Origin of the sequence: Prevotella heparinolytica (assembly GCF_002998535.1) — a bacterium.
GTDB lineage: Bacteria > Bacteroidota > Bacteroidia > Bacteroidales > Bacteroidaceae > Bacteroides > Bacteroides heparinolyticus.
The window spans coordinates 787,812-813,456 of sequence record NZ_CP027234.1 but is presented as its reverse complement, the minus strand read 5'-3'; the positions used below and the strand labels follow the sequence as shown (position 1 = coordinate 813,456).

General features: G+C 41.2%; 18 protein-coding genes and 2 tRNA genes. 8 read left to right on the top strand and 12 right to left on the bottom strand.

Annotated features, from left to right (window positions below):
- Nucleotides 1-16 precede the first annotated feature (16 nt).
- Nucleotides 17-2,542 (bottom strand): DNA gyrase subunit A, encoded by a 2,526-nt coding sequence (gene gyrA / locus C3V43_RS03320; RefSeq protein WP_106068587.1) that lies wholly within the window; start codon nucleotides 2,540-2,542, stop codon nucleotides 17-19.
- Nucleotides 2,543-3,107: 565 nt separating this feature from the next.
- Here gyrA and C3V43_RS03315 point away from each other — a divergent pair.
- The 5 genes from C3V43_RS03315 to C3V43_RS03295 all read left to right on the top strand — a co-directional run bounded on the left by C3V43_RS03315 (nucleotide 3,108) and on the right by C3V43_RS03295 (nucleotide 10,507).
- Complete coding sequence (locus C3V43_RS03315; RefSeq protein WP_106068586.1) at nucleotides 3,108-5,636, top strand: ATP-dependent Clp protease ATP-binding subunit; 2,529 nt, start codon at nucleotides 3,108-3,110, stop codon at nucleotides 5,634-5,636.
- 114 nt (nucleotides 5,637-5,750) lie between these two features.
- Nucleotides 5,751-7,799, top strand: coding sequence for a molecular chaperone HtpG (gene htpG / locus C3V43_RS03310; protein WP_106068585.1), 2,049 nt, complete (start codon nucleotides 5,751-5,753; stop codon nucleotides 7,797-7,799).
- A gap of 172 nt (nucleotides 7,800-7,971) precedes the next feature.
- Nucleotides 7,972-10,263, top strand: a complete 2,292-nt coding sequence (locus tag C3V43_RS03305; protein WP_106070442.1) for a patatin-like phospholipase family protein — start codon at nucleotides 7,972-7,974, stop codon at nucleotides 10,261-10,263.
- Between the two features lie 74 nt (nucleotides 10,264-10,337).
- Nucleotides 10,338-10,411: transfer RNA gene (locus tag C3V43_RS03300), tRNA-Arg, on the top strand.
- 22 nt (nucleotides 10,412-10,433) lie between these two features.
- Nucleotides 10,434-10,507: transfer RNA gene (locus C3V43_RS03295), tRNA-Arg, on the top strand.
- Nucleotides 10,508-10,785: 278 nt separating this feature from the next.
- Here C3V43_RS03295 and dapA read toward each other — a convergent pair.
- Both dapA and ligA read right to left on the bottom strand, forming a co-directional pair.
- Nucleotides 10,786-11,679 carry a 4-hydroxy-tetrahydrodipicolinate synthase gene (gene dapA, locus C3V43_RS03290; RefSeq protein ID WP_106070441.1) on the bottom strand — a complete coding sequence of 298 codons (894 nt, stop codon included), beginning with the start codon at nucleotides 11,677-11,679 and terminating at the stop codon, nucleotides 10,786-10,788.
- Nucleotides 11,680-11,782: 103 nt separating this feature from the next.
- Entirely contained in the window at nucleotides 11,783-13,780 is a 1,998-nt protein-coding gene (gene ligA, locus C3V43_RS03285; protein ID WP_106068584.1) for an NAD-dependent DNA ligase LigA, read from the bottom strand.
- A 216-nt stretch (nucleotides 13,781-13,996) separates the two neighbouring features.
- On the opposite strand from ligA, the gene trmD reads away from it, so the two are divergent.
- Nucleotides 13,997-14,674, top strand: a complete 678-nt coding sequence (gene trmD / locus C3V43_RS03280) for a tRNA (guanosine(37)-N1)-methyltransferase TrmD (protein ID WP_106068583.1) — start codon at nucleotides 13,997-13,999, stop codon at nucleotides 14,672-14,674.
- Nucleotides 14,675-14,766: 92 nt separating this feature from the next.
- On the opposite strand, the gene C3V43_RS03275 is transcribed toward trmD, so the two are convergent.
- The 5 genes from C3V43_RS03275 to C3V43_RS03255 form a co-directional block, all read right to left on the bottom strand.
- Nucleotides 14,767-15,678, bottom strand: a complete 912-nt coding sequence (locus tag C3V43_RS03275; protein WP_106068582.1) for a dihydroorotate dehydrogenase — start codon at nucleotides 15,676-15,678, stop codon at nucleotides 14,767-14,769.
- Complete coding sequence (locus C3V43_RS03270) at nucleotides 15,666-16,442, bottom strand: dihydroorotate dehydrogenase electron transfer subunit (protein ID WP_106068581.1); 777 nt, start codon at nucleotides 16,440-16,442, stop codon at nucleotides 15,666-15,668. Before C3V43_RS03270 ends, C3V43_RS03275 begins: the two co-directional genes overlap by 13 nt.
- A 94-nt stretch (nucleotides 16,443-16,536) precedes the next feature.
- On the bottom strand, nucleotides 16,537-17,001 hold the full coding sequence (locus tag C3V43_RS03265; RefSeq protein WP_106068580.1) for a helix-turn-helix domain-containing protein: 465 nt from the start codon (nucleotides 16,999-17,001) through the stop codon (nucleotides 16,537-16,539).
- Nucleotides 17,002-18,301: 1,300 nt separating this feature from the next.
- Nucleotides 18,302-19,321, bottom strand: a complete 1,020-nt coding sequence (gene holA / locus C3V43_RS03260; RefSeq protein WP_106068579.1) for a DNA polymerase III subunit delta — start codon at nucleotides 19,319-19,321, stop codon at nucleotides 18,302-18,304.
- A gap of 48 nt (nucleotides 19,322-19,369) precedes the next feature.
- On the bottom strand, nucleotides 19,370-20,146 hold the full coding sequence (locus tag C3V43_RS03255) for an AMP nucleosidase (RefSeq protein WP_106068578.1): 777 nt from the start codon (nucleotides 20,144-20,146) through the stop codon (nucleotides 19,370-19,372).
- Between the two features lie 128 nt (nucleotides 20,147-20,274).
- On the opposite strand from C3V43_RS03255, the gene C3V43_RS03250 reads away from it, so the two are divergent.
- The gene (locus tag C3V43_RS03250; RefSeq protein WP_106068577.1) at nucleotides 20,275-20,724 is read left to right on the top strand and encodes a type I restriction enzyme HsdR N-terminal domain-containing protein; all 450 of its coding nucleotides are present in this window, start codon (nucleotides 20,275-20,277) and stop codon (nucleotides 20,722-20,724) included.
- A 48-nt stretch (nucleotides 20,725-20,772) separates the two neighbouring features.
- On the opposite strand, the gene C3V43_RS03245 is transcribed toward C3V43_RS03250, so the two are convergent.
- Both C3V43_RS03245 and C3V43_RS03240 read right to left on the bottom strand, forming a co-directional pair.
- Nucleotides 20,773-22,035 (bottom strand): outer membrane beta-barrel protein, encoded by a 1,263-nt coding sequence (locus C3V43_RS03245; protein ID WP_106068576.1) that lies wholly within the window; start codon nucleotides 22,033-22,035, stop codon nucleotides 20,773-20,775.
- A gap of 11 nt (nucleotides 22,036-22,046) precedes the next feature.
- A complete protein-coding gene (locus tag C3V43_RS03240) occupies nucleotides 22,047-22,595 on the bottom strand; it encodes an RNA polymerase sigma factor (RefSeq protein WP_106068575.1) in 549 nt (182 codons plus the stop codon).
- Between the two features lie 160 nt (nucleotides 22,596-22,755).
- On the opposite strand from C3V43_RS03240, the gene C3V43_RS03235 reads away from it, so the two are divergent.
- A complete protein-coding gene (locus C3V43_RS03235) occupies nucleotides 22,756-23,472 on the top strand; it encodes a NigD1/NigD2 family lipoprotein (protein WP_106068574.1) in 717 nt (238 codons plus the stop codon).
- A gap of 79 nt (nucleotides 23,473-23,551) precedes the next feature.
- On the opposite strand, the gene C3V43_RS03230 is transcribed toward C3V43_RS03235, so the two are convergent.
- Nucleotides 23,552-24,628: a YeiH family protein gene (locus C3V43_RS03230; RefSeq protein WP_106068573.1), complete on the bottom strand. Its 1,077-nt coding sequence runs from the start codon at nucleotides 24,626-24,628 to the stop codon at nucleotides 23,552-23,554.
- A 117-nt stretch (nucleotides 24,629-24,745) separates the two neighbouring features.
- On the bottom strand, nucleotides 24,746-25,645 hold the full coding sequence (locus C3V43_RS03225) for a LysR family transcriptional regulator (protein ID WP_106070440.1): 900 nt from the start codon (nucleotides 25,643-25,645) through the stop codon (nucleotides 24,746-24,748).

The following is a 25,645-nucleotide window of genomic DNA, read 5'->3' as shown; positions in this document are numbered from 1 at the left end:
TAAATTAATATTATGTCTATTCTTCTATCTCGTTATTTATCTCATCATTGGTAGGATTATCAAGAAGATTCTCTTCTTCAATGAATTCTTCTTCATTTTCTGAGGTGACTTTACATACGGAACCTATTTCATCATTACGTTTTTCAAGGTTGATAAGGCGTACACCTTGTGTAGCACGTCCCATGATACGTACATCGGCAACTTTCAGACGGATGGTGATGCCGGACTTATTGATAATCATCAAATCGTTCTCGTCGGTCACAGATTTGATAGTTACTAATTTTCCGGTTTTATCAGTGATATTCATTGTCTTTACCCCCTTACCTCCACGATTGGTCTTGCGATAATCTTCAATATCAGAACGCTTACCGTATCCTTGTTCGGAAACTACCATAATTGTTTCTGTTTCGGGATCTGTTATGCATATCATACCAACGACTTCGTCTTGACCGTCTTCATCCAATGTCATACCACGTACACCGGTAGCAGTACGCCCCATAACACGCACTGCACTCTCATGGAAGCGAATGGCACGTCCATTACGATTGGCAATGATTATTTCATTGTCTCCGTTTGTCATACGTACTTCGATAACGCGGTCATCTTCTCGAATCGTAATGGCATTTACACCATTTTGACGGGGACGTGAGTATTGTTCGAGCAATGTCTTCTTGATAACGCCATTTTTGGTACAGAAAAGCACGTAATGACTGTTGATGAAGTCTTGGTCATTCAGATTTTTTACACGTAAATAAGCATTCACTGCGTCGTCAGAGTCGATATTCAGAAGATTCTGGATAGCGCGTCCTTTGGAGTTCTTTGTACCTTCAGGTATTTCGTATACTTTCAGCCAATAGCATTTACCTTTTTGTGTGAAGAACATCATGGTGTTATGCATAGTGGCGGGATAAATATGTTCTACGAAATCTTCATCACGGGTTTCTGTGCCTTTGGAGCCTACCCCACCCCGGTTTTGTGCACGGAACTCACTTAACGGAGTACGTTTGATATAGCCCAAATGAGAAATCGTGATGATCATTTCATCGTCTGCATAGAAGTCTTCAGGATTGAATTCTTCTGAAGAATAGACGATTTCCGAACGGCGTTCATCTCCATATTTATCTTTAACTTCGATCAATTCGTCTTTGATGACTTTGCGGCAAAGATCATCATTAACCAGAATTTCTTCCAAATACGCAATTTGCTTTTGGATTTCTTCGTATTCGGCATGAAGCTGATCTTGCATCAGTCCGGTGAGTTGACGTAAACGCATTTCAACAATGGCACGTGATTGTATTTCACTTAATTGGAAACGTTCCATCAAGTTTGCTATGGCATCGTTGGGTGTTTTCGCAGCACGAATAATCCTTATTACTTCGTCGATGTTATCAGATGCGATAATCAATCCTTCCAATATGTGCGCACGTTCTTTGGCTTTACGCAAATCATATTGTGTACGACGAATTACTACATCATGCCTATGCTCGATAAAGTACTTTATGAGTTCTTTTAAATTTAAAATACGAGGGCGTCCGTGCACCAATGCTACATTGTTGACACCAAATGATGTTTGCAGCATAGTCATCTTATAAAGCTTGTTAAGCACAATGCTTGCGTTGGCGTCACGCTTCACATCAATGACGATGCGCATGCCTTCACGGTCGGATTCATCGTTGGCATTAGAAATGCCTTCTATTCTTTTTTCATTGGCCAAATCTGCGATATTCTTTATCAGTTCGGCTTTATTAACCCCATATGGAATCTCTGTTACGACTATTTTATCGTGTGTTGCTCCAGATTCAATTTCCGCTCGGGCACGCATCACTACACGTCCGCGCCCCGTGAGATAGGCTTCACGAACCCCGCTCATACCATATATATATCCTCCGGTTGGGAAGTCGGGAGCTTTGACGTAGGTCATTAACTCTTCTATGTCGATGTCGTTGTTTTCGATGTATGCAATACAAGCATCAATTACCTCGGACAAGTTGTGAGTCGGCATATTGGTTGCCATACCTACCGCAATTCCTGATGCTCCGTTTACCAAAAGATTCGGAATACGGGTTGGCATGACTGTGGGCTCTTGCAAGGAGTCGTCGAAATTGTTCTGCATATCAACGGTTTCCTTATCAAGGTCTGTCATCATGTCTTCGCCAATTTTACGCAGGCGGCATTCCGTATAACGCATAGCAGCTGCACTGTCGCCATCGACGGAACCGTAGTTACCTTGTCCGTCTACCAACATGTAACGCATTGCCCAAGGCTGAGCCATGCGGACTAAGGCGCCATAAACAGATGAGTCGCCATGTGGGTGGTATTTTCCCAACACTTCACCTACAACTCTGGCTGATTTCTTATAGGGTTTATCTGAAGTATTTCCTAACCCCATCATTCCGAAAAGAATTCTTCGGTGAACGGGTTTAAAACCATCTCTAACATCCGGAAGGGCACGCGAAACAATGACTGACATAGAGTAGTCAATGTACGATGACTTCATTTCCTCCTCGATGTTAATCTTTATAATTCTGTCTTGTTCAAGCATTTAAAAAGATTATTAATTACACATTTTCGAGTTCGTGAAAAACCATGCTAAAGTACAGCTTTTTTATAACATACGAAAGTTTATGAACAAAAACTTTTGAGAACGCTTACTAAACTGACTTGTTTCGTGGATTCAGAATTAGTATAAAGAGTCCGTAGGCCATTTGTTTTCTCATGCCGATTTGCCTCCCCAAACTGTGGGCTAATGTCCCCTGAGGTGTGGGCTTATCCCTTACAAAGTGTGGAGTTACTTCCCTTCAAGTGTGGGGTTACTGCTCATTAAGTGTGGGCATGGGTTTGCTAAAGTGTGGACATACTTTGTGTTCTCTTCCTCTGTGTCTTTTATAAAAGGACTTTTGATGTGGAGATTATAGGAAAATAGGTGGCCACTTAATGTCATTGCAGGTTTGCCTTAATAATTAATGTGTAAACGGCATGGCTCATCGGATAAATCGTGGCACGAGATTTGTATATTGTTAAATCAGGTAACTGAATGATACGTTGAAAGATAATAATTACGTATATTTGTAGTGAATAACCTTATTTATAGAGGAGAATTATAGAATATGAACAGTCAATTTTCACAAAGAGTTTCTGATATTATTGCTTATAGTAAGGAGGAAGCTAATCGTTTGAGAAATAGATATATTGGTCCGGAGCACATTCTGCTCGGCATGTTGCGAGACGGAGGAGGAAAGGCTATTGAGATTTTAATCAGATTGGATATAGACTTGCAAAGGATAAAGAACCGTTTGGAGGGATTGCTGAAAGATGTCGAAGACGAAACTCTCTTACCGGACGGAGACATTCCCTTGTCTCCTATAGCTGCTAAAATCCTGAAAATGTGTATGCTGGAAGCGCGTCTACTAAAAAGCGCAACGGCGGATACAGAGCATGTCCTGTTGGCTATCCTAAAGGATGGAGATAATTTGGCTGCCACTATATTGGAAGAGAATCAGGTGGATTATCAAATTGTATTTGAGCAGATTTCGATGAAATCTCCTAACCCGAATGCAGGAATGGGGCTTCCTCAAGATGATGAAGAAGAGGAAGATGATATGAGTTTCTCTCGTGAATCTCATGGTGCCAAAAGCGCATCTTCGTCGACAACCCAGACTACTTCCAGAAAATCATCCAATAGCACCCCTGTATTGGATAACTTTGGTATGGATATGACTATGGCGGCCGAGGAAGGCAAGCTGGATCCGGTTGTGGGGCGTGAACGTGAGATTGAGCGCCTGGCTCAGATTTTGAGCCGCCGCAAAAAGAATAATCCGGTACTGATCGGTGAACCGGGTGTGGGAAAATCTGCCATTGTGGAAGGTCTGGCCTTACGCATTGTTCAGAAGAAAGTGTCGCGCATCTTGTTTGAGAAACGTGTTGTGATGCTTGATATGGCTTCGGTGGTGGCCGGAACGAAATATCGCGGTCAGTTCGAAGAGCGCCTTCGCTCTATTATCAATGAATTGCAGAAGAATCCGGATATCATTCTATTCATTGATGAAATCCATACCATTGTGGGAGCCGGTGCTGCTGCCGGTTCCATGGATGCGGCTAATATGTTGAAGCCGGCTTTGGCACGTGGCGAGATTCAATGCATCGGAGCCACTACGCTTGATGAGTATAGGAAGAACATTGAAAAGGACGGTGCTTTGGAACGTCGTTTCCAGAAGGTGGTGGTTGAGCCTACAACAGCAGAAGAGACACTGCAAATATTGAAAAATATCAAGGACAAATACGAAGATCATCATAACGTGACTTATACGGAAGAAGCGTTGGAAGCTTGTGTCAAGTTGTCGGGACGCTATATTACGGATCGTAATTTCCCTGATAAGGCCATTGATGCCATGGATGAAGCCGGTTCGCGTATGCATTTGACGAATATCAGCGTTCCCAAAGAAGTGGAGGAACAAGAGGAACTGATTGAGAAAGCGCGTAATCTGAAAGCCGAAGCGGTGAAATCGCAAAATTTTGAGTTGGCAGCAAGTTATCGTGACCGTGAGAAAGAACTTTCTGTCCGCTTGGATGAGATGAAAGCTGAGTGGGAAGCACGTTTGAAGGACGACCGACAGATGGTGGGAGAAGAGGAAATAGCGAATGTCATTTCCATGATGTCCGGTGTGCCCGTACAGCGTATGGCACAGGCCGAAGGACTTAAATTGGCGAATATGAAGGAGGAATTGCAGTCGAAAGTAATAGCTCAAGATGAAGCTATCGAGAAGCTGACCAAGGCCATTTTGCGTAGCCGCGTGGGTTTGAAAGATCCTAACCGTCCTATCGGAACATTCATGTTCCTTGGCCCTACAGGGGTTGGAAAAACGCACTTAGCCAAACAATTGGCCAAGTATATGTTCGGTTCCACCGATGCTTTGATACGTATCGACATGAGTGAATATATGGAGAAATACACCGTATCTCGTATGATTGGTGCGGCTCCGGGCTACGTTGGATATGAAGAAGGAGGACAATTGACAGAGAAAGTGCGCCGTAAACCATATTCTATAGTTTTGTTGGACGAGATTGAAAAAGCGCATTCGGATGTGTTCAATATCTTGTTGCAAGTATTGGATGAAGGACGCTTGACTGACAATTATGGCAGAACCGTTGATTTTAAGAATACCGTAATCATCATGACTTCTAATATCGGTACCCGCCAATTGAAGGAGTTCGGGCGTGGTGTTGGTTTCACTACCCAAAGCCGCATGAGCGACAACGAGCATTCTCGCAGTGTGATACAGAAAGCTTTAAATAAAACCTTTGCTCCGGAATTTCTGAATCGTTTGGACGAAATCATCACTTTTGACCAACTTTCATTGGAAGCCATAACCAAGATAGTGGATATTGAGCTGAAAAGCTTATATGAAAGGATTGAAGCAATAGAATATAAGTTGATGGTAGATGAGGATGCGAAGAAGTTTCTTGCTTCGAAAGGTTATGATGTTCAATTCGGAGCACGTCCGTTGAAGCGTGCCATCCAAAGTTATCTGGAAGATGGATTGTCCGAGTTGATCGTTTCTGCCGGTTTACAACCCGGAGATACGGTGAATGTTTCTGTAGATGCGGAAAAAGACGCATTGAGTATTAAAAAAGTATAGGTTGCTATTGAACGGCAACCGCCAAAATGTCAGTCTTCAAAGGCTGGCATTTTTTTTGTCCGCTCTCTGCCGAAACGATAAAAAATATAAAACCTCAAAATATAATTTATTAGTATGAAGAAAGGAAATATAGGGGTAACTACCGAGAATATCTTCCCCGTCATTAAAAAGTTTTTGTACAGTGATCATGAAATTTTTCTTCGTGAGTTGGTCTCTAATGCAGTTGATGCCACACAAAAGTTGAAGACTCTTTCCTCTATTGGGGAGTACAAAGGTGAAGTCGGCGATTTGACAGTGCACGTTTCATTGGGAAAAGATACAATTACCGTATCCGACCGTGGCATTGGACTTACGGCCGAAGAAATAGATAAATACATCAACCAAATAGCCTTTTCCGGTGCCAATGACTTTTTGGAGAAATACAAGAATGACGCAAATGCGATTATAGGTCATTTCGGACTTGGATTTTATTCGGCTTTCATGGTGGCCAAGAAAGTTGAGATTGTTACTAAATCCTATCAAGAAGGTGCTCAGGCGGTGAAGTGGACATGCGATGGCAGCCCTGAGTTCGTGATTGAAGAGGTGGATAAGCCAGAGCGCGGTACGGATATCATCCTCTATATCGACAATGATTGTAAAGAATTTCTTGAAGAAACGCGAATCTCTTCTTTGCTGAATAAATATTGCAGTTTCCTCCCTATTCCAGTTGCATTCGGCAAGAAAAAGGAGTGGAAAGACGGCAAGCAAGTTGAGACATCCGAAGACAACGTCGTTAATAATACAAATCCGCTGTGGACACTTAAACCCAGTGAACTGAAAGATGAAGACTATAAGAACTTCTATCGCAATCTATATCCGATGTCTGACGAGCCATTATTCTGGATTCATCTGAATGTAGATTACCCGTTCCATCTTACCGGTATCTTATACTTTCCCAAAGTGAAGAGCAATATTGAACTCAATAAGAATAAGATTCAACTCTATTGCAACCAAGTGTATGTGACGGATTCTGTGGAGGGTATTGTTCCCGACTTCTTGACCCTGCTACACGGTGTGCTCGATTCGCCTGATATCCCCTTAAATGTGTCTCGCTCCTATTTGCAAAGCGATGCTAATGTGAAAAAGATATCCACATATATCACTAAAAAAGTCTCTGATCGTTTGCAATCCATATTCAAGAATGACCGCAAACAGTTTGAAGAAAAGTGGAATGACTTGAAAATCTTCATCAATTATGGGATGCTTACGCAAGAAGATTTCTATGACAGAGCAAAAGAGTTCTCTCTTTTCAGCGACACCGACGGTAAGTACTATACCTTCGAAGAGTATAAAACTTTGGTCAAAGACAATCAGACGGATAAAGACGGCAACCTGATTTATCTGTATGCCAACAATAAAGACGAGCAATACAGCTACATCGAATCTGCCAAAAACAAGGGGTATAATGTATTGTTGATGGATGGGCAACTGGATATTGCTGTGGTAAGTATGCTGGAGCAGAAGCTGGAAAAGACGCGCTTTACTCGTGTGGATAGTGACGTGATTGATAATTTGATTCTTAAAGAAGACAAGAAACATGAAGCATTGGAAGCCGATAAGCAAGAGGCTCTTTCTGTTATCTTCAAAAGCCAGTTACCTAAACTTGAAAAAACCGAATTCAATATTATGACTCAGGCTTTGGGAGAACGTGCTTTCCCGGTGATGATTGTTCAAAGCGAGTATATGCGCCGCATGAAAGAAATGACCACTATCCAAGCAGGAATGAGTTTTTATGGTGAAATGCCGGATATGTATAGTTTGGTGCTGAATTCCGACCATGAATTGGTGAAAGAGATTGTGGCCGATGAAGACAAGGAATGCAATTCGCTTGTAACCCCGATTCAAAAAGAAATAGATGAGATCGGCAAGCAACGTAATGAATTGAAAAAGCAACAAGAAAGCAAGAAAGACGAGGATACTACAACGGCTGAAAAGGATAAAATAGCCGGGCTGGATAAGAAATGGAATGAACTGAAAACACAGAAAGAAGACGTTTATACCACCTATGCAGCCAAAAACAAGGTAGTTCGTCAGTTGATAGATCTGGCACTGCTTCAGAATGGAATGCTGAAAGGCGAAGCTTTGAATAATTTTGTCAAAAGAAGTATTGAGTTGATAAAATAACCCCTTTTCATTACTTATGTATGGTAGGGCATTACGATTTGAAAAAGAGTCGTGATGCCCTTATTTTGTTTTTATGGGTTTAGGGATGTTTTTTTCGTTGAATACGGCATTTTTGGAAACTATTTTTTATATTTGGAGCACGAATATTTGTCTTACCCGGAATGGCATAGCTATGAAAAGATTTTTATTATTTTGGTCGTTTCTTTTATGTATCCTTATGGCACAAGCTCAGAAAGTGGGACTTGTATTGAGTGGCGGTGGAGCAAAAGGTATGACTCATATAGGCGTCATCCGCGCTTTGGAAGAGAACAATATCCCCATTGACTATATAACAGGAACATCTATGGGAGCCATTATCGGCTCTTTGTATGCTATGGGCTATTCTCCTGACGATATGGAGGTCTTGCTGCGCTCGCCCGATTTCAAGCGTTGGTATTCGGGTAAGGTAGAATCCAAATATGAGTATTATTTTAAGAAGAACCGTCCTTCACCGGAGTTCTTCAATATTCGTTTTTCGTTTAGGGATTCTCTGAATATAAAGCCGCAGATACTTCCAGCGAGTATGGTTAATCCGATACAGATGAATCTGGTTTTTGTAGAATTGTTTGCACGTGCTACAGCTACTTGCAACGGCAATTTTAATAAACTGTTCGTCCCATTTCGTTGTATAGCTTCCGATGTATACAATAAAAAGCCGTTGGTGCTAAGTAAAGGGGACTTAGGAGATGCTGTGCGTGCTTCTATGAGTTTCCCTTTTGTCTTCAAGCCGATAGAGATAGACAGTGTACTTGCTTATGACGGTGGTATCTATAATAATTTTCCTACTGACGTGATGCGTGAGAATTTTCATCCAGATGTTATTATCGGTAGTGTGGTGGCCGGAAATCCCGGAAAGCCGAAGGAAAATGATTTGATGAGCCAGTTGGAAAATATGATAATGCAAAAGACCGACTATTCCATTCCCGATTCATTGGGCATTGTGATGACTTTCAAATATAATGATGTTAATCTATTGGATTTTGACCGTTTGCAGGAATTGCATGACATTGGCTATAACCGGACATTGAATATGATGGATTCCATCAAAAGTCGCATTCGCCGCAGGGTAAATGCGGATAACGTACGTTTGCGACGTTTGGTATTCAGGAGCAACCTACCTCAGTTCCGCTTTCGAGATATATTCATAGAAGGGGCTAACGAACGACAGCAATCCTATATAAAGAAAGAGTTTCATGATGAAAACTATGAGATTTTTACCTATGAAGACTTGAAGCGGGGCTATTTTCGCTTGCTGACAGATAATATGATATCAGAAATTGTTCCTCATGCGGTTTATAATCCTGACGCAGGACTGTATGAACTGCATTTGAGAGTGAAGATGGAGGATAATCTCTCTGCAAAATTAGGTGGAAGCGTGTCTACCACCAGTTCGAACCAGATCTATTTTGGAGTGGGATATCAAAATCTGAATTACTACTCCAAAGAAATAACTTTTGACGGTCAGCTGGGAAAAATTTATAATAATGCCCAATTGATGGCTAAGATAGACCTGCCCACCCGTATTCCTACCTCTTATCGCTTTATAGCTTCGGTGAGCACGTTTGATTACTACAAAAAGGATAAGTTGTTTTCGAAGAATGATAAGCCATCGTTTAACTCAAAAGAAGAGCGTTTTGCAAAGCTCATGGTTGCTGTGCCTTTTTTAGCGAATAAGCGTGCGGAATTTAGTTTCGGGTACGGCAAATTGGAGGATAATTATTTTCAGTCCAGCCTCATAGACTTTGATAAGGATCGTTCCGACAAGAGTACATATAAGCTTTGGGGAGGTTCCATCGGCTTTTATGGAAGCACTTTGAATACACGCCAATATGCAACAAAAGGATATTGGGAGAAATTGATAGCTCAGATTTTTACGGGTAGAGAAACCTTTCTGTCAGGCAATACACCGGAAAAAAATACTATAAAGGAACGTCAATCGTGGCTGCAAATCTCTTATATGAAAGAGGCTTATCACACAATGACGTCCAAGTTCACGTTAGGATGGATGGTGGAAGCGCTGTATTCATCGAAGAACTTTTCCGAAAATTATGCGGCAACAATGATGCAGGCCGGAGAATTTGCACCTACTCCACACAGCCAATTGATGTACAACGAGGCTTTCCGTGCCAATCAGTACATGGCAGCCGGCATCAAGCCTATTTATATTCTAAACGATATGTTTCAGTTTCGTGCCGAGTTTTATGGATTTTCTCCGATTTTCCCGATAAGGAAGAATGCCTTAAACAAGGCTTTTTATGGAAAAACGCTTTCTCGTTTTGAGTACATGGGAGAGATTTCTGTTATATGTCATTTACCTTTCGGTGCCATATCTGCCTATTTAAATCATTATAGCTCACCGAAAAGGGAGTGGAATGTGGGGATGACCATAGGTTGGCAACTGTTTAATTATCGTTTTGTCGAATAAAAATTCTTCAAAAAACTCCTTTATCGTTTGCTAATTCAGAAAAAGTGCGTATCTTTGCACCCGTTAAAACCAAAGGCCGCGTAGCTCAACTGAATAGAGTAGCTGACTACGGATCAGCCGGTTACAGGTTTGAATCCTGTCGCGGTCACAGTTTATACATTACAACAAAGGGTCGCGTAGCTCAACTGAATAGAGTAGCTGACTACGGATCAGCCGGTTACAGGTTTGAATCCTGTCGCGATCACAAAGAACCTCTGCAATTGCAGAGGTTCTTTTGTTTCTTCCCTTCTTTTCCGGAGCATCCCAGAGAAAATTTCAGGGAGTTTTCGAAACATTCTGAGAATGTGTAGACGGAATCTTTTTATAACATGTGGAATTTCAGGCTTTTACACTTGTACAAGTATCACCTCACACTTGTACAAGCGCAAGCTTACACATGTACAAGTAGATAAAACCAACTGACTGTCTGGTTTTGTTTTCTATCCATGCCTCTTGAAGATAACTCTTGTTCGTTATACGTTTTTAGCATTTGATGTTTAACTCATTAAGAATCTTACGCATGGCCTCAAAGGTTGTGATTCGGGTTGGGACTAATGGGAGTCGGAGCTTGTTCTCAATCATGCCCATGGCATTGAGCATTGCTTTTACGCCAGCCGGATTTCCATCGACAAACAAAAGTTTGAATAGTTCTGCAAATCTGTGATGAATGGTCAACGCATTTGCATAATCCCCTTGTAGTGCCAAACGTACCATACGACTGAATTCACGGGGAAATGCGTTTCCAATAACAGAAATGATGCCGACAGCCCCTAAGGTGATGAGGGGGAAAGTTATACCGTCGTCACCGGAGATGACATCAAAATTAGCGGGTTTATCCTTGATGATATCATCCATCTGCGTGATGTCTCCTGAGGCTTCTTTAATAGCTATTACATTTTTGAAGTCACGGGCAATGCGCAGAGTCGTTTCTGCTTTCATATTTACTCCGGTACGACCGGGGACATTATAGAGCACGATAGGCAGTTCCGTAGCTTCTGAGATGGCTTTGTAATGTTGGTAAATACCTTCTTGCGAGGGCTTGTTATAGTATGGCACAACAGAAAGGATGGCGTCTACCCCGGTGAAATCGTCTGTTTTCAGCGTTTCTACAATGGAACGGGTGTTATTCCCACCTACACCAAGCAGAATGGGTATCCTTCCGTTTACACGCTCGATGACCATTTTCTTGATTTTTTTCTTCTCCTCCTCTGTTAAAGTCGGGGTTTCTGCTGTGGTGCCAAGCACGCATAGGAAATCTGTATTGTTTTGAAGTTGATAGTCTACCAAACGCATTAATGCATCGTAATCAACGCTCTCATCCTCTTTAAACGGAGTAATCAGTGCTACCCCCATTCCTTTCAATTTGGCCTGTATCATGAGTATTATAAAGTAATCTCTAATTAAATGATACGCAAAAGTACGTTTTTTTTTCATTTAGCCTATAAATATAAGCTATAAAAAAACATTTTGTGGAAAATAGTTAGGAAATCAGCGTCAAAAACTCATCTTCGCTCACTATCCTTACTCCTAATTTCTGTGCTTTTTCTAATTTAGCAGGTCCCATATTGTCACCGGCCAATATGAAACTGGTCTTGGATGAGATGCTACCAACATTTTTCCCTCCATTTTTCTCAATCAGCTCTTTGTACTCGTCTCTTGAATGGTGAGTGAATACACCGCTGATTACAATGGATTGCCCGGACAGTTTATCAGTATGTTCGCTCATATCCTCTTCTTTTCGGCAGAACTGTAAGCCACTTTCTCTCAGGTGTTCTACCAGCTCTCTGTTTGATGGGCTGGAGAAGTAAGCAACAATGCTTCGGGCTATTTTTTCACCGATTTCATCGATGTTTTTCAGTTTTTCAAGATCGGCATTCTCCAATTCTTCAATGTCTGCAAACGATTTGGCTATTTTCTTGGCTACTGTTTCGCCCACAAACCGTATACCCAATGCAAAGAGTACTCTTTCAAAAGGAACTTCTTTGCTTGCCGCGATGCCATTGATGATGTTCTCTGCTGATTTCTCGCCCATCCGTTCGAGGTTCTTTATGTCGTCAATCCGAAGGCTGTATAGGTCGGCAGTATCTTTTATCAATCCCAATCGATAGAACGCATCTACGGTTTCCGGCCCTAACCCGTCTATATCCATGGCTTTACGACTGATAAAATGCTCTATTTTCCCTTTAATCTGTGGTAGGCAAGCTGTTTCATTAGGGCAATAGTGGGCAGCTTCGCCTTCATAGCGTATCAATTTGCTGCCACATTCGGGGCAATGGGTGATAAATTTCACTTTTTCACCGATAAGCATGCTGCGGGCATCTTTATCAACTCCGGTTATTTTGGGAATAATTTCACCGCCTTTTTCCACGTACACCATATCACCTATGTGTAAATCCAATCCATCAATAATGTCTGCATTATGTAGAGAAGCCCTTTTTACAATGGTGCCTGATAGCAGTACCGGGTCAAGATTGGCTACCGGAGTCACAGCACCGGTACGCCCCACCTGATAGCTGACTTTATTCAAGCGTGTCAGGGCGCGTTCTGCCTGGAATTTATAGGCTATGGCCCAACGGGGAGATTTTGCCGTGAAACCAAGATTTCTTTGTTGTCTCAAACTGTTGACCTTTAGCACAATACCATCCGTAGCTACAGGGAGGTTTTTACGTTCGGTGTTCCAATAATCGATGTATTCAAAGATTTCATTCAAGCTACGCACCTTTTTCGTGTGTTCAGACGTTTTAAATCCCCACTCAGATGCAGCTTGCAGATTTTCATAATGACCGTCGGAAGGCAGATCTTCTCCTAAGAGATAGTAAAGGTAGGCGTCCAGCTTACGAGAAGCCACAATGGTAGAGTTTTGTAGCTTCAGAGTGCCCGAAGCCGCATTGCGCGGATTGGCGAAAAGAGGTTCTTCGCGAGCTTCTTTCTCACGGTTTAATTCTTCAAAAACCATCCATGGCATTAGAATTTCCCCTCTGATTTCGAATGTTCTCGGATAATTGCCATGAAGAACCAACGGAATGGTGCGGATTGTTTTTACATTATCTGTCACATCATCGCCTTTTTCTCCGTCACCTCGGGTGACGGCACGTATCAACTTGCCATCTTCGTAGGTCAGCGAGATGGAAGTGCCGTCGTATTTCAATTCACAGCATATTTCGAAATCTTCGTTCAGCAACTTTTTCACTCTTTCGTAAAAATCGGTTACTTCACCTTTGGAGTATGTATTGCCTAATGAAAGCATAGGATATTTATGCACCACCTGCAAGAAGTTCTTGTTTAAGTCGCTCCCTACACGCATTGTAGGTGAGTTATCGTCTTGATATTCAGGATATCTTTGCTCCATATCTTGTAGCTCGCGCATCATATCATCAAACTCTTTATCTGAAATTTCCGGAGCATTGAGTACATAATAATTATAGTTATGCCGATGCAGTTCGGCACGAAGGCTGTCTATTTTTTCTTTTGCAGTCATAAGTGTACAATTCGTATTGTTTGAATGCAAAATTACGGGTTTCTCCTCGAATATTTGTGTTTTATTATTCAAAATCGGACTGTATTCCGGTAAAAACAACATTATTTTTGTTTTTACTTTCAACTTGCACTATTTTTGCATTCAAAATGATATATCGGTTTGAGCAATTGATTTGTCTTATCTACTTTTCGAGCTAAATTAATAGAAAAACAGTATATGCGTATCGACATTATTACAGTCTTGCCGGAGATGATTGAGGGATTTTTTAATTGCTCTATCATGAAACGTGCTCAAAATAAAGGTCTTGCCGAGATATATATCCACAATCTTCGCGATTATACGGATGATAAATACCGGCGTGTGGACGATTATCCGTTTGGAGGTTTTGCCGGAATGGTTATGAAAATAGAGCCTATTGAGCGTTGCATTAATGCGTTGAAGGCCGAACGGGATTATGATGAAGTAATCTTCACCACCCCTGATGGAGAGCAGTTTGATCAACCGATGGCCAATACATTGTCTCTTGCCCAAAATCTCATCATTCTTTGCGGGCATTTTAAGGGGATTGATTTCCGGATTCGCGAGCATCTGATAACGAAAGAAGTCAGTATCGGAGATTATGTATTGACCGGTGGAGAATTAGCGGCTGCTGTGATGGCAGACGCCATTGTGCGTATTATACCGGGGGTGATTTCCGATGAGCAGTCTGCACTTTCCGATTCTTTTCAGGACAATCTGCTGGCGGCGCCGGTGTATACACGTCCTGCTGATTACAAAGGATGGAAGGTTCCGGATATTTTACTATCAGGACACGAGGCCAAGATTAAGGAGTGGGAACTGCAACAGTCATTGGAAAGAACTCGCAGGTTACGTCCTGATTTATTGGAAGAATAATTTGTCAAGTGTAAATAAAAAGAAAAAGGGCATTCGGATGGAATGTCCTTTTTTATGAATAAGAAATGCGAATGGGCGCTATTTGTTATTATTCACACCTCAAGTGCGCCTATTATGTCTTTTACAGATGTATAATTATGCCTATTTAGATAATCATCGATACCCTCTGCAACCTTCACGGTTACTGTGGGATCTATGAAATTTGCCGTACCTATTTGAATAGCAGTGGCACCTGCAAGCATAAACTCCACCGCATCTTTCCAATTCATAATCCCCCCCATACCTATGACGGGTATTTTTACTGCTTTAGATACTTGCCATACCATGCGTAGAGCAATAGGTTTTACAGCAGCTCCGGACAATCCACCGGTCACGGTGGATAGTATAGGGCGCCTGTGTTCCGCATCAATAGCCATTCCTAGGAGGGTATTGATAAGAGAAACACTGTCTGCACCTCCATTTTCAACGGCACGGGCGATTTCTGTAATATCAGTGACATTGGGCGAAAGTTTCACAATAAGCGTCTTTTTATAAACTGAACGGACGGCCTTTACCACTTCTTCAGCTCCTTTGGCAGTGACACCAAATGCCATTCCTCCCTGCTTTACATTTGGGCAGGAAATGTTCAATTCTATGGCAGAAATTTTGTCAAGTTCATTAATGATTGCAGCAGTTTCAACATAATCTTCGATGGCAGATCCCGAAACATTCACAATCATATTGGTTTGTATGTCTTTAATAGATGGATAAATGTGCTCAACAAAGTGATGAACGCCCTTATTTTGCAGTCCTACAGCATTTAACATGCCCGAAGGAGTCTCTGCCATACGAGGATATGGATTACCTTCACGTTTGTGAAGGGTAGTACCCTTTACAATTATACCGCCTATTCGCGCTAATTCAATAAAATCGGCAAATTCCAAACCATAGCCAAATGTTCCGGATGCCGTCATGACCGGATTCTTCATTTGTAGTTCACCAATATTTACATTTAAATCTGCCATAATAGTTTGTTTATATTAAAAATAGGACCTTCTTTACATACGCATAAATGCCCCTCGGTGGTATTTTCCACGCAACATAAGCAGGCGCCTATGCCGCATGCCATCATATTTTCCAAAGACACTTCGCAATTGATTCCTTTACTCTTGGCATATTTTGCCACAGCTATCATCATGGGTTTTGGGCCACAAGTGTATATTTGTTCAAAATCCACCTTATTTAATATGGAGTGCTGGGTCACGTAGCCTCTTTCTCCATGGCTACCATCTTCTGTGGTAGTGTATACATCGCCGTACGTGGTAAACTGTTCTAATTGAAGCAGGTCTTTATCGCTTCTGGCACCTAACAAAAAGGTCGGTTTATGGCCTTTTGCCGCTAGCTGTTGGCCTAAATATAGCATCGGCGCTGTTCCTACGCCTCCGCCTACCAATAGAAGCTTATTTGAAGTCTTCTGAGGCATTGTGAAGCTATTTCCTAACGGCAGTATGACATTGATCTTATCGCCAATTTTAGCTTCTCCTAAATGCTTGGTTCCCTCGCCAACGAGTTGAATTAAGAACCAGACTTCATTACGCTCTTTGGCTATATAGTTGATAGAGATGGGGCGGCGTAAGAAAGTGGCTGGTGAGCCGTCCACGCGAATCTCGGCAAATTGTCCCGGCAGCATTTCCGGAAGTAAGGAAGAAGAAGTAAGCTTCAGCAATACATAATTGGCATGTAAGCGAAGGTTCTCTGTCACTGTCAGATCTAAAATGTATTTTTTCATATCTATAAAAGAGGAGTATTTCTTTCGAATGCAAAGATAGCACAAAACAAAATTATCCTTTTAAAAGGTCAGAAGAAACTTCGAGCTGTTTTGCTTACTTAATTTCAGGTTTGAAAGTCTCATATGTATTGTCATCGAAGAAAATTCTTATTTCGGTAATTTTTCTAGGAGGCCTTTCTTTATAGATAACTTCTTGTTTTACAGTTTCTTTATTTACTTTTTGAGGCATTCCTACTGGTGTTTCCTTGTGATTTTCGGATTCAATCGGCCTATCGGACGGATTTTCTCGATTCTCAGCAAATAATGGATAGTCAAATTGGTTGTCTGCTGATGCATTGGATTCATTGCTCATGCTGCCTTTTCCGGTAAGCAACCAATCCAGACTGATGTCACTATATCGTTCATGTAATCGGAGAATTATATCCATGCTTGGATATTTGTTCCGTGGACCTAAGATGTGAGAAATGGTAGATTGAGCTACACCTATACTTTCGGCAAAGGCAACTGCCGTTAGTTTCTCCCGATCCATAACCATCTTGAATCTGTCTTTTATGCTCATGACATAGCTGTTATTACAATTGTGCTTATTTTTTATCTGATTACAAAGGTAAACGAAATGGATCACAAAAGCAAATTTTCGACTCACATTGTGAAAGTTCACGAATGAAATGCGAAGCCTCGTGCGTATGACGAATGTAAATACCGGCGTGTCAGATTCGTAAATTTACACAGATGTTTTTGTTTAACAAATATCGTTATATATCTTATTTTCATATAATTATCATCTATATTATCGGCTTTGTGCTGTAGTATTACATTTGTTTGGATGATACTGTACCCCAATTATAACTCATAACTTTATTAGAATTAATTATTTATTTGATTAGCACTGTTTTATTTGGTTTAATTTTGCTGTTTAACTTATGGTAGAACACTTTTGTAAATATAAGGTTTACATTATTGAAGCTGTATATCTACAATTGTATTGGCAAATTTATATGTATTATTGCGATATTAATATTATGCGTTGATTACAATTGTGTACCCCTCTTATTTCAAAATTGTTATTATATAATTGCAATTTACAACTATATAGTTTAATTGAAAAGCGAGTAACTCCTCTTTGTTTGGGAGTACGGACGGACAGAGAGTATACGGGGAATTTTTATATAAAAGACTTGAGTTCGGTATAAAATATTAAAGGTAGATCATTCTGCTAAGCTCAGTTAGTTATTCTTCTATTTTGAAAAATATTATCATTTTTATCTTTTAAGGAACCGATAAAAAAGGTAAGTTATGTTCGTCTTCGTATTGAGGGTGCATTAGTCGTATACTGATGTAGGATCAGTCGTATACTGATGTAGGATCAGTCGTATACTGATGTAGGATCAGTCGTATACTGAAGGTACATCAGTCGTATACTGATCTTACCCCTCTCAGAAGTACTTCCTGCAGGGGTATATCTGCCTTCGAACTCGTTACTGAAAGTGAATTCTAAAAAGTAAGCGATTATTACATCCTTGTGTTTTTGCAATCAATATTCAATACATTTGCCTCTTTAAAAGACAAATGAGAAAAAGAGTTTATTATATAGAAACCGGTGCATAGTAGGAATTTTACTCTTTGTGAAAAGCTTATGAATTGCAGAATCCTTGCTATATTTATGTATAAGGGCACAGTTTGGTCTGAATAAAAGATTCTCAGAGATTTAAATTTATCATATATATTTGAATTACAGGCTATTATTGCTATTTTTTAGATATGTAAAAAGGATGCTAATAGAGAAAATGGAAAGGATATGGAGAAGATGGAATAATAGAAGCTGTTTCTGTATTTTTATGATTTTGAGCAAGCTTGGATTAATGTAGGATCTTAAAAACTAATTCCCGAAGAATATCTCCGTCGCTTAGAGAAGCATTTTTTACGCCTTTGGATTTCGCATCGGCATATCGAATCTCCCCGATTATTTGCATGGTCTTTACTCCACTGTAACGACGCATTGCTGTTAGATATTCACGAGATTGCCAGGGAGTTTTCAATCCGATGAAGCCGGCTATTCCTTGCTCTGACTTTTCCGGAGCATAATAGGCCAACATGAGGTTGGAGAAGAAACCAAAAAGTAAAGATAAAGTCATTTGAATCGGATTGGTCTTGGGATTTTCTTCAAAATATTTTACTGTTCTATTGGCCTTTAGTATGTCTTTCTCTACTATGGCACTGCGAAGTTCGAAATTATTATAATCTTTACTGATTCCGATATTACGCTCTATCTGTTCAGGAGTGACCCGTGTCTGATTTTTGGGAAGAGTTATTATTAGTTTTTCCAGTTCTCCGGTAAGGCGGCTAAGGTCGGTTCCAACAAAATCGGCAAGCATGGAGGTAGCTTTAGGTTCGAGATCTACTCCTTTGCTTTTCATATATGAGGTGATAAATGCAGGTAGTTGAGCCTCTTTGACCTTTTTTGATTCAAATAAAATGCCAACTTTTTCTATTTCGGCAGTCAGTTTCTTCCTTCTATCCAGTGCACCATGTTTATGGCACATGACCAGAATAGTAGAGTTTAATGGCTTCTGCAAGTAGTATGAAAGCTCCTCCATGTTACGGATGGCCTGTGCCTCTTTTACAACTACAACCTGCCGTTCGGACATCATTGGATACCGCTTAGCCGCATTGATGACCGTGGCAATATCTACGTCTGCTCCATAAACAATGCTCAGATTAAATTCTTTTTCGGTTTCTGTGAGAACATTGTCTATGATATAATCAGAGATAAGGTCTATATAATATGCTTCCTCACCCATTAGATAATAGATGGGGCGATATTGTCCGGCTCTTAATTCTTTTAAAATATCATCACAGGTTGTTTCTTGCTTTGCCATATATAGGGGGGGGATACTCCACCAAGAGAGGTGATTATTTTTTGGGGGTTACCAATCAAATTTCAGGTGCTTCACTGTTTTCTTTTCATCAAGAATCATACGCAGGGAGGCAATACCTATTTCAACGTGCTCGGTAACATAATTTTGAGTTACCATGCTGTCGCTTTTATCGGTTTTCACTCCTTCGGGAATCATGGGCTGATCGGATACCAATAAAAGGGCTCCGGTAGGAATGTGATTGGCAAAACCACAGCTGAACAAGGTTGCTGTCTCCATATCAACGGCCATGGCACGGGTTTTCTTGAGGTATTTTTTAAAGTCCTCGTCATGCTCCCATATTCTGCGGTTGGTCGTGTAGACAGTGCCCGTCCAATAGTCGCGGGCATAATCGCGAATAGCCGAAGAAACGGCACGCTGTAGCATAAATGCCGGCAATGAGGGAACCTCGGGGGGGAAATAGTCATTCGAAGTTCCTTCGCCCCGGATGGCAGCGATGGGAAGGATCAAGTCCCCTATTCTATTTTTCTTATCTATACCTCCGCATTTACCAAGAAACAGACATGCTTTGGGATGAATGGCGCTTAATAAATCCATGATAATGGCTGCATTAGGGCTGCCCATTCCAAAGTTGATGATCGTCATTCCTTCGGCACTGGCAGATATCATATTGGCATCTTTGCCTAGAATAGGAACATTGAATTTCTCTGCAAAGATCTCCACGTATTTATTGAAATTGGTCAACAAGATGTACTCTCCAAAATCCTCTAACGCACGTTTGGTATAGCGAGGGAGCCAGTTAGCTACTATTTCTTGCTTTGTTTTCATAAGATTTTATTAAATTTGTTCCCAAACAATGAGGAACGGGTTGTTTAACCCACAAAAATACAATAAAAAAGTAGATTAGAAAATTAAAATTAGATGAAACAACAATTACCGGTGTTCTCTTTTTAAATATGATGGTACTGAACTTGCCTCCTTTTGATATAAAAATAGCCGTTAAAGATGGAAAGAATACGGTTTTTGATGTGATACGCCGTCGGTATGTCGCTCTAACTCCCGAAGAATGGGTGCGCCAGCATTTTGTCCATTTTTTGTTGGAGCATAAGGGGTATCCGCAGGCGCTTATGGCAAACGAGGTACAGGTGCAACTGAATGGAACTAAAAAACGCTGTGACACCGTGCTTTACAGAAGAGACCTCACGGCCCGTATGATCGTGGAATATAAAGCTCCCGATATTGCCATTACGCAGAAAGTGTTCGATCAGATTACACGGTATAATATAGTATTGAAAGTTGATTACCTGATAGTGACGAATGGGCTTCAGCACTATTGTTGTCGTATGGATTATGAACGTGGTAGTTATAACTTCCTGCAAGATATCCCCGATTATCAATCACTATGAATCAAAAAGCAAAGAGTTCATGAGAAACGCCGGTGCTACTCCATAACGTTAATAAGTCAGGCGGATTCCTGCGTGTAGTGTAAAGTTACAAGGATTTTCTTTTCTTATGGTTTGTATCATAGAACCATCATCGAAGAAATAAGATATTCCCGGTTCCACATACAAACCAATTCTTCTGTTTACATTGTATTGCGCTCCCACGGCACCCGTCACAGATAGCTGTAAAGGCTCTACCGTTTCATTTTCACTTCCAATCTTGCCATAAACACACTTTTCTACACTGCCACCGGCTGAAATATATGCAGTGAAGTGCTTACTATTGACAAAGCTCCAGTTGGCTCGTATCGGGATGCCGATATAATGTAGCTTCTGCTTCAATTTATCCAAGCTTCCCTCGAAGGTTACGTCGGAAGAAAGATATGTATAAGTCACACCGCTTTCTACCGAAAAACCTTTGTAAAGTTCTTTCCTGACCGAAATGCCCAAACTAAGCGGTTGTTTGTGGTCAATGGATACTATGTTTCTTGCATTGTGCTGCAAGTAAGGCATTCCGTCCTTAAATATCAGACTTTGTCCTTTGGGAATAGCGAGCACATTAGTGGCAGTGAATGATAAGGCCATTCTGTCTGCATTAATGACATTGTGTGGATGAACCTGCATATAGTCTCTGCTATTTACCGAATTGTTTAGGGAGAGCCCTCCGGTATATAATCCTACTGCCCATCCTTTATTGCTTCTGCGCGATGCGGACTTTTTATCGGGCTGAATATGCATCTTATCTTTGCCTGACGGATGATAGCGTTCCGCTTTTTCTTCTTTTATCCTCGATTCGGGCATTTGCCCGTCGCTTATAGGGGTGTTATTTCTTTCAAAGGATACAGTTTCTTCTCTTTCTTTGCTATCGATTGAGTTTTTTATTTGTTGTGCCGATATGGCCGATTGCTCTGTTTGCTTCATCGTCATCAGGTTTTTAGCCATCCGATAAGCGGGTGTTGATGAACCGGTTTGAGTTGCAGGTTTTGTTTGTTTGGGCAAGAAATCAGGCCTGAAGGCTAAAGTCGGTGTCGATGTCTGCCGTATCTCCTCTCCCACAGAACTTCTCAACAGCCATAAACTGATAGAAGAAACCGTCAACAGTAATGCTGCCGCGGCTACCATAATCCAACGATGAACAAGAAACATCTTCTTCATTGGCGAACCGCTGTAGGCAGACAATTCTTTTTCCAACCGTTCCCACCCGGAAGCAGGCAGAGGCTCGGAATAATCATCCAGCCTGTCTTTTATCTTTTTTATCCATAAATCATCTTCCATATCTTTTTCCTTTATTTATTCGTTTTTATCCATTCGCGTACCTTGGTTGCCAAAGATGCTTTTGCACGGGCCAACTGCGAAGCAGAAGACTTTTCGTTAATACCCAAAAGCCGGGCTATCTCCTTATGAGACATTTCTTCAAAAATATATAGATTAAATACGGTGCGATAACCTGCAGGCAGCTCACTGATAAATTGCATCAATACTTTCTGAGGAATGGTATCTATTGATGAACTCTCCGGCTCTTCGTAAACCTCCGGAATATTTTCTAAGGCCGATGCCTGATTCATCACATCGTTTTTCCTTAGATATTGTAATACCGTATTTATCATAATACGCTCCATCCATGCTCTCAGAGAACCTTGTCCCCTATAGGAAAACTTGTCAAAAGAGTTGAATATTTTCAGAAAGCCGTCATGCATCAAATCTCTGGCTGTCTCTCGGTTGCCTGTATAACGAAGGCATATACCGAGCATACGTCCCGCAAACAACTCATATAGCTCTTTGCGGGCAGCGTTCTCTCCCAGCCTACACCGTTCTGCCAGTTCTTTTTCTTCCATTACATTTTCTTCAACACGTGTTTGTTCAGTAAATGATGTTGGTACAAAAATACTGCATATAGTAGAGAGAAAAACGCGTATTTCATTTCTTTTAACAGAACCTTGTGCAGTATTCTACTTTAGAGAGTGTTTCTTATAAAGAATAAAAATAAACTTATTTATGAAGAAAAAGCACAAAAAAATAATGGCGGCATGGATGCTCTTGTTTCTTTTCATCCCTGCCTTACAGTCTTGCATGAATGATTCGGATATGACTGACCGGCATCATTTGGGCAACGATGGAGGTGCTTCTTTATTGGCCATCGGTACAGTGAAAGTGATTGGGGGAAAAGAATACTATTTTGCGTTGGACGAAGGAAGCAAACTCTATCCGGGAGATACAACCTATATCCATAACTACGTTGTTGTGGATGGACAACGAGTTTTTGTGAACTTCAGCAAGTTGAATGAAACCATAAAAGGATATCATTACAACGGAAAGATTCATCGCATTGAGAATATCCTGACCAAGGATATTTATTTCATGCCTGCTGCGAAAGCTGACAGTATTGGCGACGATCGTATCAATATTACAGATTTATGGATTGCGGGGAATTATCTGAATATCAAATATCAGTTTTATCGTAGTAACCACGCGAATAAGCACATGCTGAGTTTGATTGTCAACGAAGTTTCTACCGATGAAAAAGAAAAGTCGGATTACGTTAATGTTGAATTTCGCCATAATGCGTACAAGGATAATCAACAGATTTTGGCCAGCGGATTAGTTTCTTTCAAGTTAGACAAAATATCCGGTTTACTAAAAGGCAAGAAAGGACTGAATATCCGAATAAACAGTCTGTATGATGGCGAGCGTTTCAGGACTATAAACTATTAGTTCAATGTCTTTCCTTGTTCAGTCTTTGAGTTGGACTGTGTGTGAGTTCATCCACAAAAAAGGGAATGAACTCATTTCTTTATGCTAAAAGCGGAATCAGATATTTTGCTTGCAGATATCCTCCAACCACTAACCAAATATAAAGCAAGAAGGCCAGAACGAATGGCTTTGCGCCGGCTTGCCTGAATTTATCGATACTGGTGTCAGTACCCAATGCAGTCATCGCCATTGTAAGCATAAAAGTATCAATATATTCAATGGCACCATTCAAAGGAATATCCTTTACGGTTTCCGCTCCGCAGAGATACTGTAAGAGTGAATTAAGACAAATTATTCCGATAAAGCCAAAGGCAAACCAAGGAATCATTATTTTACTCTTTACAATGCGCCCACCGGCTTCGGCTTTTTTACGCCCGGCCAACGCAAAACTCATGATAATCAATGCCGGAGCCAGCATCATCACACGAATCATTTTAGTTATAGTGGCCGGTCCGGCAATGCCAAGAGCATCCATGGGGTCCATTGCATTTCCCGCACCTGCCACATGCGCCACTTCATGTAAAGTGCTTCCTGTATAAATGGCAACTTCCATATTGCTCAGACCATTCAATAATCCCGCGTGATACATTATCGGGTAAAGAAACATGGATATTGTACCGAAGATGACAACAGTAGATACGGCAATGGCCGTCTTGTGTCCTTCGAATCTGATTACCGGCTCTGCAGCCAATACGGCAGCCGCTCCACAAATGGCACTGCCGGTAGATGTTATCAGTGCAGTATCTTTGTCTGTTTTCAGAAGTTTTCCCAAGCCAATGCCAATGAGAATGGTTCCGGCTACAATAATCGTATCGATGACCACTGCCGGTAATCCTACTTCTGCAACCTGTGTCAAAGTCAAACGGAAACCATACAGCACAATACCTGCGCGCAAAACCTGCTTGGAGCAGAATTTAATGCCGGGTACCCAAGTTTTCGGCAAACGGTTTCGCAAACTGTTGGCATAGCCCATACCCAAAATGATGCCCACAATGAGAGGGCTGAAAGAAAGGCTTTTCACAAAGGGAATTTCAGCAATATAAAAAGCTGAAAAAGAGAATAAAGCAATCAGCAAAATGCCATGCATCGTATTGCTTCTGTTTTCACGACTGAACATAGATTCTAATTTTGTTGTTTATACCTTCGCTTAAAAAACGTGGCAAAGGTACATTCTTCAAATGTTTCGTCCTATTTAATTTTTCTTATGCGTAATAACGAAAAGTAATAAGTCTTGTTATAGCCGATTGTTATGGTGCATGGCAAACTGCATAAATACTTGGGCCAATCCACTTTCCTGTCCTTGCGGCAAGACAAAACTGAAATCGCGGGTCATCGGCATTCCGTTTATATCCACAACACGTAATTGTCCGGAACTTAGTTCACGGATAACGGAGCGTATGGAAACAATGCCGAGACAATCCGTGTGTTCCAAAAACAGTTTGATGCTTTCCGTACTGCCCAAATACATCAGTACACGAAGTGACGATAGTTTTATATCATGTCGTTGCAGGGATTTCTCAAAAACATCCAATGTGCCGGAACCTCTCTCACGAAGTACCAAAGGATAATTCAACAATTCTTCCGGAGTAAGTTCATCTCCTATGGGTAGCTTGCTACCGGTACGGACTACGGCTACAAGTTCGTCCTCAAGCAAGGTAGTGTATCTCATGTTCGGAAGACGAGCTACACCTTCTACCAATCCTAAATCTATGCGATGTTCCTGCAAAGCTGCCTCTATTTCTCGGGAATTACCATTCATCAAGGATAGACTGACTTGTGGAAACTTCCCAATGAAGCTTCCCAACAGTGGAGGAAGTACATACTGGGCTATTGTGGTGCTGGCTCCAAGCTTCAGTTCACCGGTATATTCATTATGAAGCAGGTGCATCTCATATTCCAATCGCTTATAATCTTCCAGAATGCGCTCGCAATGTTCCAAAAGAATTTTTCCCGATTCTGTCAGACATATTCTATTCCCTTGACGACGGTCAAACAACCTTGTTTGATAGGTCGTTTCCAATTCTTGCACATGCTTGGTTATGGCAGGCTGGCTGATAAACAATTCTTGCGAGGCCTTTGTAAAACTCAGGTTCTTTGCTACCGACCGGAATACTTTTAGACGGAAGTCGCTCAT